General features: G+C 37.2%; 8 protein-coding genes. All 8 read left to right on the top strand.

Going from position 1 to position 15,120, the window contains the following annotated elements:
* The 8 genes from A9D35_RS05300 to A9D35_RS05265 all read left to right on the top strand — a co-directional run bounded on the left by A9D35_RS05300 (position 1) and on the right by A9D35_RS05265 (position 15,107).
* A complete protein-coding gene (locus tag A9D35_RS05300) occupies positions 1-2,370 on the top strand; it encodes a PDZ domain-containing protein (protein WP_066219970.1) in 2,370 nt (789 codons plus the stop codon).
* Positions 2,371-2,397: 27 nt separating this feature from the next.
* Positions 2,398-3,765 (top strand): alpha-L-fucosidase, encoded by a 1,368-nt coding sequence (locus tag A9D35_RS05295; protein WP_066225819.1) that lies wholly within the window; start codon positions 2,398-2,400, stop codon positions 3,763-3,765.
* A 90-nt stretch (positions 3,766-3,855) separates the two neighbouring features.
* Positions 3,856-4,812: an SGNH/GDSL hydrolase family protein gene (locus A9D35_RS05290; protein WP_235817857.1), complete on the top strand. Its 957-nt coding sequence runs from the start codon at positions 3,856-3,858 to the stop codon at positions 4,810-4,812.
* 263 nt (positions 4,813-5,075) lie between these two features.
* On the top strand, positions 5,076-7,628 hold the full coding sequence (locus tag A9D35_RS05285; RefSeq protein WP_159427042.1) for a beta-glucosidase: 2,553 nt from the start codon (positions 5,076-5,078) through the stop codon (positions 7,626-7,628).
* A 23-nt stretch (positions 7,629-7,651) separates the two neighbouring features.
* Entirely contained in the window at positions 7,652-8,479 is an 828-nt protein-coding gene (locus A9D35_RS05280; RefSeq protein WP_066219965.1) for a 3-keto-disaccharide hydrolase, read from the top strand.
* Positions 8,480-8,795: 316 nt separating this feature from the next.
* Positions 8,796-10,709, top strand: a complete 1,914-nt coding sequence (locus A9D35_RS05275) for a hypothetical protein (protein WP_141675480.1) — start codon at positions 8,796-8,798, stop codon at positions 10,707-10,709.
* A 94-nt stretch (positions 10,710-10,803) separates the two neighbouring features.
* Positions 10,804-12,303, top strand: coding sequence for a sulfatase family protein (locus A9D35_RS05270; RefSeq protein WP_066219963.1), 1,500 nt, complete (start codon positions 10,804-10,806; stop codon positions 12,301-12,303).
* Positions 12,304-12,365: 62 nt separating this feature from the next.
* Complete coding sequence (locus A9D35_RS05265; protein WP_218017728.1) at positions 12,366-15,107, top strand: endo-acting ulvan lysase-like protein; 2,742 nt, start codon at positions 12,366-12,368, stop codon at positions 15,105-15,107.
* Positions 15,108-15,120: the final 13 nt, after the last annotated feature.

The raw sequence follows: 15,120 nt of genomic DNA, 5'->3' as shown, positions 1-15,120 counted from the left end.
ATGAGACACCGCTATTTTAAAATATGCTTGATATTACCCTTTTTATTCTTGGTTTCTTGTGTTTCTGAAGAACCCATAAAAACGCTATACGTAAGTACGAACACTAGTGAAAATGCCAATGGAAGTGAAGAACTCCCATTTTCGAGTGTAGAAGAAGCTATAGAAGAAGCTTCAGAATTAAGGCGTTTAAACCCGGAACTGCCAATCGCAATAAAATTAAAACCTGGCGATTATTATGTATCGCATGCAATCACTATAACGCCAGATTTAAACGGATTAAAAATTACAGGTACTTCTGCTAAAGAGGTGCGGATAAAAGGATCTGAAATCTTGAAACCGGCATGGATTCCGTTTAACGAAAATATTTTGGTGAGTTCGGTGCCAGAGCATTTAGATTTCGATCAGTTAGTTGTGAATGGCAAACCTCAAATTTTGGCGCGTTACCCAAATTACGATGAAGATGCTCATTATTGGAATGGGTCTGCTGCCGATGCCATTTCAAAAGAAAAAGTCGCTAGTTGGAGCAACCCAAAAGGCGCATATTTTCACGCGCTTCATGGTGGAAAATGGGGCGGATTTCATTATACGATTACCGGTGTAAACGACCAAGGTGAGGCCATTTTAGAAGGCGGACAGCAAAACAACAGAGGTTCTAGACCACATGTAGAATTTAGAATGGTAGAAAATGTGTTTGAAGAACTAGATAGTCCGGGAGAATGGTATCTAGACAAAGCAAGCCATAAGCTGTATTATTGGCCAGAAGCGAACACCAATTTAGAAAGTGCTACTATAGAAGTGGCGGTACTTAAAGATTTAATTCAGGTGGTAGGGACACTAGAAAATCCAGTGAAAGACGTAGAATTAAGTGGTATCTCGTTTCAGCACACCAAACGTACTTTTATGGAACATTACGAGCCTTTATTACGTAGTGATTGGTCTATTTACAGAGGAAGTGTCGTGTTTTTTGAAGGCACTGAAAATTGTACTGTGAAAAATAATGAGTTTGTACATCTAGGTGGTAATGTTATTATGGCCAGTAAATATAACAAAGGCCTCCAAGTTATTGGCAATCATATTCACGATAATGGAGCGACTGCGGTTGCTTTTGTGGGCGATCCGTCTGCGGTGCGTTCTCCATCTTTTAATTATGGTCAGTTTGTAGACCTAAAAGATATAGATACTTTAGCAGGGCCTAAAAACGAATTATACCCACGAGCCTGTGTAGTCGATAATAATTTAATCTACCGCATTGGTAGAATAGAAAAGCAAACGGCAGGTGTAGAAATCGCTATGGCGATGGATATTACTGTGAGCCATAACAGTATTTACGATGTGCCTAGAGCCGGTATTAATATTGGTGACGGTACTTGGGGCGGCCATATTTTAGAATTCAACGATGTGTTTAATACGGTTTTAGAAACCCACGATCACGGCTCCTTTAACTCTTGGGGGCGTGACCGCTTTTGGCATCCAAAACGCGGTGTTATGGATAGCATTACTACCCAAATTCCAGATATGTATACTTGGGATGCCGTTAAAACTACTATCATTAGAAACAATCGCTTCCGTTGCGATCATGGTTGGGATGTCGATTTAGACGATGGCTCTTCAAACTACCATATTTATAATAACCTTATGCTGAATAGCGGACTTAAACTGCGAGAAGGGTTTAATCGTGTTGCCGAAAATAATATCATGGTCAACAATTCCTTACACCCTCATGTGTGGTTTGCCAATAGTGAAGATGTGTTTAAATACAATATTGTAGGTAATGCTTATCAAGATGTTGGACTGTTAGGATGGGGAAAAGAGTTAGATTATAACCTCTTTCCTAATGAAGAATCGATGATGAAATCTCAAATTTACGACCGCGATTTACACAGTGCTTATGGCGATCCGCAGTTTAAAGATCCAGAGCATTTAGATTTTACGGTAGCAGAAACATCACCGGCATTAAAATTGGGCTTTAAAAATTTTCCAATGGATCAATTTGGCGTGCAAAAGCCAGAGTTAAAGCAGCTTGCAAAAACGCCAGAAGTTCCGGTTATTAAGGATCCTTCAGAAAATACGAGTAGTCCTGTTGTGGCATGGTTACGGAATCAATTAAAATCTGTAGATTCACCTCAGGAACAATCGGCTTACGGATTAAATTCGGCAGAAGGCGTTATTGTATTGCGTATTTGGAAACCGAGCCCGGCCGTTCAAAATGGCGGCATTAAAAAGGGCGATGTTATTCTTAAAGCAGCTGGACAACCTGTAAAAACAGTACAAGATTTTTTCAGAATAAATGTGGAACACCCAGGTGATGAAATGGATCTTGTAGTGATGAGAAATCAAACCGAAACACCTATAAAAATAAGAACAAATTAATTGAAAGTAAAATTACAAACTATGAGAATGAAAACGTTAAGAAATATGACTTTGCTGGTGGTATTAGTCATGTTAAATTTTGGATCGGCGATGGCGCAAGCAAGTTCTAAGAAAAAACTGTCGGATGACGAGCGAATGGCATGGTGGAGAGATGCCAAATTTGGTATGTTTATTCACTGGGGAGCATACTCTATTATAGGAGGCGAACGCGGTTCTAAAATAGCCGGTGGTGGTGCCGAATGGGCCATGGATAAGCTAGATTATACTATTGAAGAGTATGAGAAATATCCAGAAATGTTTAACCCGCAATTGTTTGATGCAGATGCTTGGGTAACTATGGCAAAAAATGCCGGGATGAAGTATATCGTATTAACATCTAAACATCATGAAGGTTTTGCCTTATGGGATTCTAAAGTTTCAGATTACGATGTTATGGATACCGCGCCTTTTAAAAGAGATATTGTTAAAGAATTAGCAGAAGCTTGTAAAAAACAAGGCATTAAGTTTTGTTTATACTATTCTATTGTAGACTGGCATCACCCACAAGCACAAGGAAATTTATATCCAAATTACAACATCTCACAACATGACGATCCATCTGTGGTGAATCCAGAGTTTCCAAAGTATTATGAGAATTATATGAAACCTCAAGTAGGAGAATTACTAAAGAATTATGGCGACATTGGTGTGGTGTGGTTTGATGGTGATTGGATTTCAGATTATACTACCGAAATGGGTAAAGATTTGTATAAATACATTCGCGACATTCAACCCAATACAATTGTAAATAATAGAGTTGATAAAGGAAGAACCGGAATGGACGGTATGAACAACAATCCTGGAGAATTTGCAGGAGATTTCGGGACACCAGAACAAGAAATTCCAGATACTGGAATTGACTCAGACTGGGAAGCGTGTATGACCATGAATGGAACTTGGGGTTACAAACCGGACGATAACAATTGGAAAAGTAGTGAAGATTTAATTGAAAAGTTAGTAGACATCGTTTCTAAAGGCGGTAACTTCTTGTTGAATATTGGACCTGATGGTTTTGGTAGATTTCCAGCCCAAAGTATTCGTCGTTTAGATGCCTTGGGACAATGGACAAAAAAGAATGGCGAGGCTATTTACGGTGCATCTGCTAGTCCATACGAAAAACCAAAATGGGGACGTTACACCCAAAAAGATGGTGTAGTGTATGCGCATGTTTTTAATTGGCCAAAGGATGGTTTATTAAAACTGAACAAAGATATTAAGTTTAAAAAAGTAACTTTATTAACAGATCCAAGCACAGAATTAAAAGCTTTAGGTACCTCTAGAGAAGTAATTGTAGAAGTACCAATGTTGGCTCCAGATAGTCCTGTTTCTGTAGTGAAAATTGAGTTGGCTAAGTAATAAGGAATTATTTGTCAGAAAATAAAAAGCAGACAAACGGTTTTAGAACGGTTTGTCTGTTTTAGTTTAATAACATATGAAAAACTAGAAATGGCTAATATTTACAAAATTAGTTTAGTGTATACCCTAGTCTTTGCTTTAAATATGGGGATTGGATTTTCTCAAACCATACCTTACGAAAAACCAAATTGGGGAGCCTATACACAAGATAGCGAAGACGTTTTTTTGTTAGCGCATATTTTTACATGGCCAGAAGATGGTAAATTGGTTTTAGATAGAGCCATTAAACCTAGGGAAGCTAGATTACTTTCTAATCCAGATAAAAAAGTGAAAATTAAGTTGATTGAAGGTAAACTAACGGCATTCTTACCAGAAATTGCTCCTGATAGTCAGGTTTCAGTACTTAGAATACAACTAATTCCTACAGAAGATTGGGCTAATTTAGGGCGTTACAGTCAAGAAAATGCTGAATTGAAAGCACCGAGTAAAAACGAAAATAGAGTCGTATTTATCGGGAACTCCATAACCGATAATTGGACGCGTGATCATGCTGTGTTTTTTGAAGAAAATCCGAATTACGTCAACAGAGGAATTAGCGGTCAAACTAGTGCGCAAATGTTGTTACGCTTTAGACCAGATGTGATTGAATTACAACCCAAAGTGGTTGTTATTTCAGCAGGAACAAACGACATTGCCGGAAACAGAGGCTCTATAAGTTTAGAGCGTATTGCGGCAAATATTTTTTCTATGGCAGAGTTGGCAAAAGCCAATAATATTAAAGTCATATTAGCATCGGTGCTCCCAGCAACAAGCTATTCTTGGAGTCCGTCTATAGAACCGGCAGATAAAATTATTGAGCTGAATACTCTTTTAAAAGCGTATGCAAAGAAAAATAAGATTATATATTTAGATTATTATACTCCTATGGTGAATAGTGAAAAGGGTTTAAAAAAAGAATTTGGGAGGGATACCGTACATCCTAATGTAGACGGGTATCTTATTATGGAGCCAATGGTTAAAGCAGCAATATCTAAAGCTTTAAAATAATTTTTTACATTTTAATTGTAAAAGGCTATGTAACTTCCTTAAAATTCTATCATTGCCAAAAACAGATCATAATTTAGAGGTCTTGGATGATGAGTTATATATTTTATAGTTTATAATTGATAGTATTGTGAATATAAATAATATATAAGTTGTCATGAGGCTTTTTAGTTCGTTTTAAATATTAAAAAAGCAGATTCGATTCTTAAAGACCTTGTACTGTATACTTTGAAAGAATGGTAAAGAGAAAGATAAATAAAGAAGTTATGAAAAAATACATGCTATTAGCCGCTGGTTGTGTTTCAATGTTTTTGGTGGAGACTAGTGTAGCACAAGATCGGACAGCACTTCATAAGCATGCTACTAAGCAGGCGCAAAACTTGGTGAAACAAATGACTTTAGAGGAAAAAGTCAGGTTAATAGAAATGACCAATTTGCCTATAGAACGTTTAGATATTCCTGGGCACCATTGGTGGAACGAAGCACTACATGGCGTAGCGCGTCGAGGAGAAGCTACGCAGTTCCCGGTGCCACTTTCTATGGCTTCTGGTTGGAATCCGTCCTTAATAAAAGAAATGACCACTGCTATAAGTGATGAAGCTCGTGCTCTAAATAATAAAGATGCTGCCGAAGACAAATCAAAACGCTATCATGGATTAACATTATGGAGTCCGGTTATAAATATGGCACGTGATCCGCGATGGGGACGTACAGAGGAAACTTATGGGGAAGATCCTTTTTTAACCACTGAACTAGCATCTGCTTTTGTAAACGGAATACAAGGAGATCATCCAAATTATTTAAAGACTGTTGCAACTATTAAGCATTTTGTAGTAAATAATACAGAACATAATCGTTTGTATGTACGTCCAGATGTATCGGAACGTGCCTTAAGGGAATACTATTTTCCGGCTTATCGCGACGTCATTGCACGTGAAAATGTAGAATCTATAATGACGGCTTATAATGGTTTAAACGGAATACCGTGTTCTGCAAATAAATGGTTGTTGACCGATATATTACGTAACGAATGGGGATTTACTGGGACTGTGGTTACCGATGTTGGCGTTCCAGGGCATTTGGTTGAAAAACATAAATATGCTAAGAATGGTCCTGAAGCAGCTATGATGATGATAACCGCTGGAGTAGATGTGTATTCGGGTTCGGACAGTGCTAGAGAAGTTAACGAGCGAGAATGGTCTAAACAAGCAGTAGAACAAGGGCTAATGAAAGAGTCCGATTTAGATCAAGCAATTATTCGTAGTCTAACCACTCGAATTAAATTAGGACTTTTACGTTCAGACGATGAAAATCCGTATACTAAAATATTAACAGACGTAGTTGGTTCAGATGATCATTTGGCTATTGCTAGACAAATTGCACGAGAGGGTGCTGTTTTATTGCAAAATAAAAACAATGTACTTCCTGCAACTCCAGAAAAATATAAATACATTCTTTTTGCAGGACCTTACGTTAATGATGCGCCTTTTGGAGCTTACAGTGGAAATGCCGCAGGAATAGCTGCAACACCAATGTTTGGTTTGAAAGAAATTGCAGGAAATCAATTCGAAATTAAAAGCCAATTAGGAGGGAAATGGTTATTTATACCCGAAGGCAATTTAAATGTTCCTGGAAAGCCAGAGACTAAAGGTATAATAGGAGAATATTTTGCAGGGACTAAACTTGAAGGTAAGCCTGTTTCAGTGAGAACAGATCGCGGCTTCGATTTAGATTTACCAAAACCTTTAGCCCATATAGACCCAGAAATTCCACAGCCTACGTTTTCGGTACGTTGGACAGCAGAATTAACGCCTAATCGCACCGGACTTCATTATTTTTCAATTACAGCATTAAGCGGAGCCCGTATTTGGATAAACAATGAAAAAATACTGGATAATTGGCATAGTAAAGCACTAGAGAACGAAGAATATCAAGGGGTTTTTCTAGAAGCTGGAAAAGCAGTCAATTTAAAAGTAGAGTATTATAATGAAGAATCAGAGCCTGCTCGTGCATTATTAAAATGGGTAGAACCAGAAGAGGTTGTAACCGTAGATCATCCAGAAGAAAAATTACTAATATACGTTGGGGGGCTTACTAGGAGCATGTCTAAAGAATCTCATGATCGTATGAATTCCATTATGCCAGAAGATCAGATGGAAGAAATAAAAGCACTCGCAGCTAAATACCCAAACATGTTGGTCGTGTTAAATGGAGGAACTGTAATACAATTATCTGAGTTGAATGACATCGTACCATCAATTCTTTTACAATGGTTTCCAGGGCAAGAAGGGGGTTATGCTTTAGCAGAATTAATTACAGGGAAAGTGAATCCTTCAGGACATCTTCCGCTTACATTTTACACAGATCCTGAGAAATTACCAGATTTCGAAGATTACGAAATCAGTAAAGGAAGAACATATATGTATATGAAAGATAACGTAACTTATCCATTTGGATTTGGATTAAGCTATACATCGTTTGATTATTCAGGATTGAAAATTACTCAGAATAAAAAAGAAATAACCGCTGTTTTAGATGTAAAAAACTCAGGAGTTATGGATGGTGACGAAGTGATTCAATTATACGTAACCAATTTAGATAGTAAAGTATATCAGCCTATCCGGCAGTTAAAAGCGTTTAAACGAGTTTCAATTGCTAAAGGAGAAACGGAGCAAGTTGAACTGCATTTTTCTATAGACGATATGCAGTGGTGGGATGTAAGTAAACAAAGATATGTTGTAAACTCTGGTCGTTATGAAATTCAGATAGGCAAATCTTCAGAAGAAATTGTCCTGAAACAGACTATAACCGTAAAATAACTAACAACATATTATAAACTATTATGACAATACATCAATTAAGAAGGGTCATACTTTTAGTCCTGATTCTAACTTTTAATACTAAGGTACTTAACGCGCAATCTAAATCTATAGACAACCAAGGATTTGAACCTATATTTAATGGCGAAAATTGGGATGGTTGGCATCTTAAATTAAGAAATGGCGATGCTGAAATGGCTAAAAAAGTCTATGCTATTGAGGATGGTGTGGTGCATGTGTTTAAGCATATGCTTGATAGTTTAAACCTTAATACAGGTAAAAATCCAACTCACGGTTTGTTTTATACCAATAAAATATACAGTAAATACATCTTAAGATTCGAGTATAAATGGGGAAAGAAAATTACCAATAATTTTGATAAATGGCAATACGATGCTGGCGTGTATTATCATGTGTCCGACGACAAAGTGTGGCCAACAGGAATAGAGTATCAAATAAGATACAATCATCTTACCAACAAGAATCATTCTGGAGATCTAATTAGACCTAAAGGCGCTGGTTACGATTGGTTCTCTACAAAAGATGGTAAATATTTTCTGTCACCAAACGATGGTGGTATCCCTGAAGATAAAAGTGATTGGATGCATTTAGCCAAAGCCACCGAAAATTATAATGCAATTAATGGAAAATGGAATGGTTGCGAAATTATAGTTATGGGTTCGGAGTATACCATTCATAAGTTAAATGGTGAGATAGTAAACATGGCTTTCAATTTAACCCCGGAAGAAGGCATTATCGGATTTCAATCGGAAACAGCAGAAATTTATTATCGAGATATTGAAATTAAAGAGTTTGAGAATAGTATGCCTATAGAGACTTTTTTAGACTAAAATAGTAATAATGTAAAACTTAAATTGTCGACTATTAATACACAGTTTTTGGTTGTGATGTGTTGTAGGAATTCCAAATCATATTGTGTAGTTATAAATTAAATTGTAATAGCAAGATTTGAGATATTGTGGGAATTAGCCATAATGAAACATAGTTTATACGGATTGAACTATGATTTAGAAGAAATTTCAAATAAAAAAGATAACATTGTTACGCCAAGATAATATCTGGATTTCAGTGTTATCTTTTTGGTTTGTGGTATAATTCAACATTAAAAAAAGTATCGTGTTACAATTCAATATTAAAATTCTTTTCATGCTTTTAGCTTTACCCTTGGTGGTAAGTTGCAATAGCGAAACTAAACAAGCATCGGTAGCGCCATTAAATATGGAAACTTATTTAAATGCTGCAAGTCCAGATACGTTGTATCCTTCGGCTGCACAAATAGCCATGCTTAAAAAAGTTATACCTAAAGACGCTTTTCAGCCAGCTCCAAAAATTACAGATCGTACGTATTGGAATGCCATTGCAGCGTCTCCATCTGGACAAGCCTATTTAGAAAAAGCAAAGTCATTATTAGATAAAACACCAGAAGTACCGATTTCAGATAGTATTTACCGCATCGCCAATAGAGATGGTAATCGTGGGATTTACAAACCAAGATATTACCGAACTATGGACCGTTTAGAACATTTTATTCTTGGCGAATGTATCGAAAATCAAGGCAATTTTTTACCGCAAATAGCAACCTTTGCGAATGCCATTATGGCCATGAAATCTTGGGTGCATCCCAATCACGACGATAACAATAACGGCATTTTAGAAGGACGCCGTGTGTCGATAGACTTAGGCGCACGAAAATTCGGTTCGGTTTTGGCTATCGCCGAAGCGCTTTTGGCAGATAAGTTACCAGAACAATTGCGTAGCGATATAGCAAACAACATTCAAAGGCGAATTACAGATACCTATTTAAAAAGTACGCAGTATTCCGATGAAAATAACACCTGGATAAGGAGTACGAGTAACTGGAATTCGGTGTGTACTAGCGGAACCATTTTAGCAACCATTACAAATTCTCAAGATTACGATAAGCGTTTAGCAGCAGTAGGATCGGCTTTAAATAGCATGACTTATTATTTGTCAGGTTTTGGAGACGATGGCTATTGCTCGGAAGGTTTAGGCTATTGGGGTTACGGATTTGGACATTATTTATATTTAGCTCAACTATTATACGATTATTCTGAAGGGCGAATCGACTTGTTTAAATTTGATAATCCAGAGAAGCTTAAAAATGTAGGGAATTTTCCAGAGAATTTTGTGATCCAAGACCAGCGTTGCGCGCCGTTTGCCGATGGTGTATCTAGAGTTTCAAATAAAGGCAGTAATTTTGCTAATGTGTTATCTGCGCATTATTATTCAGCCATACAGCCAAGTGAGATTCGTATGGAAGAGGCTGCCGAACAACTTATCACTTGGAATCATCCAGCATTATTTGAAGTAAGCAAGCAAGCTCAAGAACCAGAATTACCAAATCATACTTATTTTGATGATTTTGGGATGGTTATTTCTAGAGGTAAACAACAAACACCATTTTCTATTGCAATTAAGGGCGGACATAATGCCGAAAATCACAATCACTCCGATGTGGGTACCTACACCTTGGTACTAGGTCAAGATATCATGTCGGGCGATATTGGCGCACCATCGTATAGAGCAGGTGCTTTTTCGCCTGAAAATCCTGCACGTAGTTCTTGGGGACATCCGGTGCCAAAACTAAATGAGATACTGCAGTCTAATGGTATAGCACGCAAAGGGATATTTAAACAAACCGATTTTCAGGCCAATAAAGATAAAGTCTTAATCGATTTAAAGCCAGCTTACGATTTTCCTGCTTTACAGGTGTTAGAACGAAGCATGACTAACGATAAATCGGGTACAGGAACTATCACCATCGAAGATTATTTTGTGGCCACAGAAGCAGTAAGCTTCGAAACCGCTATTATGACTTTAAACACTTATGAAATTAGCGATAATAATACAGTGATTTTAACATCCGAAAATCAGAAGGTAAAAGTAGAAATTAAAAGTGAAGACTTTAAAATTAGAATCACAGATGAGCTTGTCCCAGTAGAACATTTACGCGAAGGTGGACCAGCATATCGCATTGGAATAAAATCTGAAAAGCCTATAAAATCTGGAAAAATTAGTGTGGTGTACACCCCGCTTTAGGAAAGGGTTTTTGGAATGTTTTAGGGGTTAAACAAAGCTGTGTTTTAAAGTGATTCTATTCACAATTGAAAAGAAATAAAAGAAATTGATTTTTATGAAATGTCTTAAAAAGTTTATGCAAGTGTGTTTGTGTTGTTGGGTTTTAACAACTTTTGCTCAAGAACAAAAGCCAAATATTCTTTTCATTTTTGCCGACGATCAGACGTTTAACACCATTGGCGCCTTAGAAGATTGCCCTGTTAAAACCCCGAATCTAGACAAATTGATGGATCAAGGAATTAGCTTTTCGCATACCTTTAATCAAGGGTCTTTTACGGCTGCAGTTTGTGTAGCGAGTAGAACCATGCTCGTTACTGGCGGTAATTTATGGAGAGCCGCTTCTTATTCTAAAACAGGAAATAAGGTTAACAATACAAATGACCTTATAAGCAATCCTGAAAATAGCATTAGCTTTAAAATGCCAGAACAATATTGGCCACAATATCTAAAGGCAGCGGGATACGATACTTATATGTCAGGGAAATGGCATGTTGGAGAAGTGGATCCTAAAGCCATTTTCGATTATACCAAAGACATTCGTCCGGGTATGCCAAATCAGACTAAAGGAAGATATGCGCGAACTTTTGAAAAAGATAAGCCCGACACTTGGTCGCCTTATGACGAGACTTTGGGCGGATATTGGGAAGGCGGAAAACATTGGAGTGAAGTTTTAGCCGATAATGGCATAGATTTTTTAAATCAAGTTAAAGATCGTGACCACCCCTTTTTTATGTATTTGGCCTTTAATGCTCCCCACGATCCTAGGCAAGCCCCTAAACGTTTTGTCGATATGTACGACGTAGATAAAATTAAAGTACCAGAAAATTTTCTTCCAGAGTATCCTTATAACGAAGCGGCAAGAGCAGGTAGAGGCTTACGTGACGAAAAATTAGCTCCTTTTCCTAGAACGACATATGCAGTACAAGTAAACAGGCAAGAGTATTATGCAAGTATTAGCCATATGGACGAGCAGATTGGTAAGCTATTAGATGCCTTAGAAGCTTCAGGAAAAGCAGATAATACATATATCTTTTTTACTGCAGACCATGGTTTAGCCATAGGAGATCACGGATTTATGGGAAAACAAAATATGTACGATAGTAGTATGAGAGTGCCTATGATAGTTTGTGGACCCAACGTACCCAAAGGAAAAGTGGTAGACGAGTTTGTGTATTTACAAGATATTATGCCTACTACTTTAGAACTTGCAGGAGTAGAAAAACCAGCTAATATAGACTTTAATAGTCTTTTGCCAATGGTAAATGGAACGGCTAAAATAAGCCAATATCCAGAAGTTTATGGAGCCTATTTTGGATCGCAACGCATGATTAGAACTAAAAATTATAAAATGATAGTGTACCCCTCTATTAATATGGTGAGAGTTTACGATATGAAAAACGATCCGATGGAAATGCATGATTTGGCTACAGATAAAAAGAAGAATAAACATATTTTAAACCAATTGTTTAAGGACTATATAGACCTACAAATTAAAATGAAGGACCCGATAGATTGCACTACTGTTTTTGAGAATTTTATGAATGCAAAATCTTAATGGAAAGCCTTTCTATTTAACTAATAAAAAATAATAAACTAAACTACAAAACAATTAAACTAATGATGCATAGATGTATTTTAATCCTTTTAATCATTATTGGTGGACAACAACTTGTTGCCCAAAACCAAAGTAAAATCCCTTTACCAGGCCATTTAAACCAAGGCTATCCGCGGATATATATTACGGAGTCTGAAAAAAAGGATTTACAAAAAACGATTAAAAAAGAAGCTTGGGCACAAGAGGTGGCTAAAGGCATTCACGATCGTATCGATCACTATGTCGAGCAACATAAAACCGATCCAGAATGGATGGTTTCGAGGCTTCAAATGTATTGGAAAACAAAATCAACCAACGTGTATGTTAATGGGATCAACTATTCACACGCCGATGGTGAAGCGCCTGTACCAACCGTGCGTTTTGTTGGGTCTCGAGATTATACTTCGCCATATGGCACACCAAAATTAGAAGATATTAAACCGTATATGGACGATCCACGAGGGTTGTGGCTTCCTAATAGAAGTAAGGAAGGAAACCCGTTCGAGTGGGCAGAAATTTCTAAAACGGGTCGCGTTATTTATAGTATTAATGAAAGAATTATTGAATTAGGGCGTGATGCCGCTTTTATGTATTGGATAGAAAACGATCCTGCTAATGCCAAGTTTGCATACGATATTTTTCATACCTATATGGAAGGTATGTCGTACCGAAGCGAACCAATAGATTTATTAAATGGTCACATTCAAACTCTAGTCGGTTTTACCAATTTTCAGGTCATTCACGAAAATGTTCTTATAGATATAGCAGAACTTTACGATTTTCTTCATCCTTATATCGAGGCAAATCACGCGAAGCATATAGCCATGTACGATAAAACAATCAAGCGTTGGATAGATCAAATTATTAAAAACGGAGTGCCTCAAAACAACTGGAATTTACACCAAGCTAAAATCATTTTAAAAGCAGCGATGGTACTTCAAGATGATAAGCATTATGAAGACAAAAAAGGACGTGAATATTATATCAATTATATCTTAAATGAAACCTCGGCGCGCCAGTGGTCGTTAAACAAATTTATGGATTACGGTTACGATAAAAGTAATGGTGTTTGGGCGGAATGCCCTGGATATTCTTTGGGAGTGACTAAAGATCTTACCCATTTTATAGAAGATTTTAATAATACTTTCGATCATAATATTCTACCGTATATGCCAGTTATGGAAACAGCTGTAAAAATGCTGCCACAATACTTGTTTCCTAACGGACAAACAGTTGCTTTTGGAGACAGTAATTACGGAGCCTTAAGTACCGATGCTTTTGATGATATGATTCGTATTGCTCAAAAAACGGGCAATAAAAAGATGGAAGAAGAATTTACTGGTTTGTATAAAATCTTTTCGCAAGAATCTAAAGGCGGAAAAACGAGAAAACCGAAAGCTAATATAAGTTCATTTTTTGCTAGTAAACCTCTAGAACTTAATCCAAAGTATGACAAAGGAAATCTAGAAGATTACGTGACTCAATCGTTTTATGCGCCTAATGTAAGCTGGCATGTGCAACGTATGGGAACCGGAGAAGATGGCATGATGGTGTCATTAAATGGATCCCTTGGTAACCATATGCATGCCAACGGTATTAACATGGAATTGTACGGAAAAGGATTTGTACAAGGTGGCGATCCTGGTAAAGGTGCTAGCTATTTACAACCTGTTTATTTAGAATATTATTCGCAGTTTCCAGCACATAATACGGTTATGGTAGATGGCGTGTCTTCGTATACAGAAATGCTGAGTTACCACGCGTTCGATTTGAAGGGGGAATATCCTAAATCGGAACAAAAACAAGGCTATTATTCAGATATCACGTATTCCGATGTGTACTTTTTAGAACCTGAAACCCAAAGCGACCAAACGCGATTAGTTAGTATCGTTAAAACAGGAGAAACAACAGGGTATTATATCGATATTTTCCGATCTAAAAAGCAACGCAAAGGTGATAAGTTTCATGATTATTTCTACCACAATTTGGGGCAAACCATGAGTATTATGGATGCAAAAGGCATTCCGTTAGAGCTCACTCCAAGTGAAGAGATGGCATTTGCTGGCGGTCATTTATATGCGCTAGATTATATGTGGGATAAACAATCGAAGAAAACAGCAGCCGATTATCAAGCCGAATGGAAAATAGATATGCCTGAAGGTAAAGACGATGTGTTTATGAATCTTTGGATGAAAGGGACAGAAGGGCGCGAGGTGTTTTCTATTAAATCGCCACCTAATAAAGCGTTTAAAGGAAATAGTGGTTTACCTTACGAGGTAGATAAAGCACCATATTTAACGTTAGCAGCCAGACAACACGGTGCGGCTTGGGAGAAACCTTTTGTATCGGTTTACGAACCATTTACCTCGGCCCATGGAAAAAGTATAAAGAGTATCTCAAGTTTTGATGATGAAAATGGAAATACGGAATTCGTAGGATTACATATCACACATAAATCAGGGCGCGAAGATGCGGTGTTTTCGTCGGCAAATCATAAACAGGTAAAATATCAAGACATAGTATCTGACGCTACTTATATGTTGGTAGGTACAGAAACGAATGGCGATTGGGTTGTTTTTGTAGGTAACGGGCAAACTATTTCAGCAAAAGGTTATACAATCACTGCAGAGAAAGTGGGGAATGTGGTTTTGGAATTCAAAAATGGCAAGTTACAACTGGATAATAATGTGCCTATCGAAATAACATTCAACAATAAAAAAATGACGTTTAAAGCGGGTGATTTTAGAGCTATAAACATAAACTAAAAGCAAGCGTTAT

The sequence above is a fragment of the Formosa haliotis genome, assembly GCF_001685485.1.
Lineage (GTDB): Bacteria > Bacteroidota > Bacteroidia > Flavobacteriales > Flavobacteriaceae > Formosa > Formosa haliotis.
This window is presented reverse-complemented; position numbering and strand designations above follow the sequence as displayed.

What these genes read in the sequence shown, in the direction of transcription:
- A9D35_RS05300 (WP_066219970.1), top strand. Translation starts at nt 1, where the DNA reads ATGAGACACCGCTATTTTAAAATATGCTTGATATTACCCTTTTTATTC.
- A9D35_RS05295 (WP_066225819.1), top strand. Translation starts at nt 2,398, where the DNA reads ATGAAAACGTTAAGAAATATGACTTTGCTGGTGGTATTAGTCATGTTA.
- A9D35_RS05290 (WP_235817857.1), top strand. Translation starts at nt 3,856, where the DNA reads ATGGCTAATATTTACAAAATTAGTTTAGTGTATACCCTAGTCTTTGCT.
- A9D35_RS05285 (WP_159427042.1), top strand. Translation starts at nt 5,076, where the DNA reads ATGAAAAAATACATGCTATTAGCCGCTGGTTGTGTTTCAATGTTTTTG.
- A9D35_RS05280 (WP_066219965.1), top strand. Translation starts at nt 7,652, where the DNA reads ATGACAATACATCAATTAAGAAGGGTCATACTTTTAGTCCTGATTCTA.
- A9D35_RS05275 (WP_141675480.1), top strand. Translation starts at nt 8,796, where the DNA reads ATGCTTTTAGCTTTACCCTTGGTGGTAAGTTGCAATAGCGAAACTAAA.
- A9D35_RS05270 (WP_066219963.1), top strand. Translation starts at nt 10,804, where the DNA reads ATGAAATGTCTTAAAAAGTTTATGCAAGTGTGTTTGTGTTGTTGGGTT.
- A9D35_RS05265 (WP_218017728.1), top strand. Translation starts at nt 12,366, where the DNA reads ATGATGCATAGATGTATTTTAATCCTTTTAATCATTATTGGTGGACAA.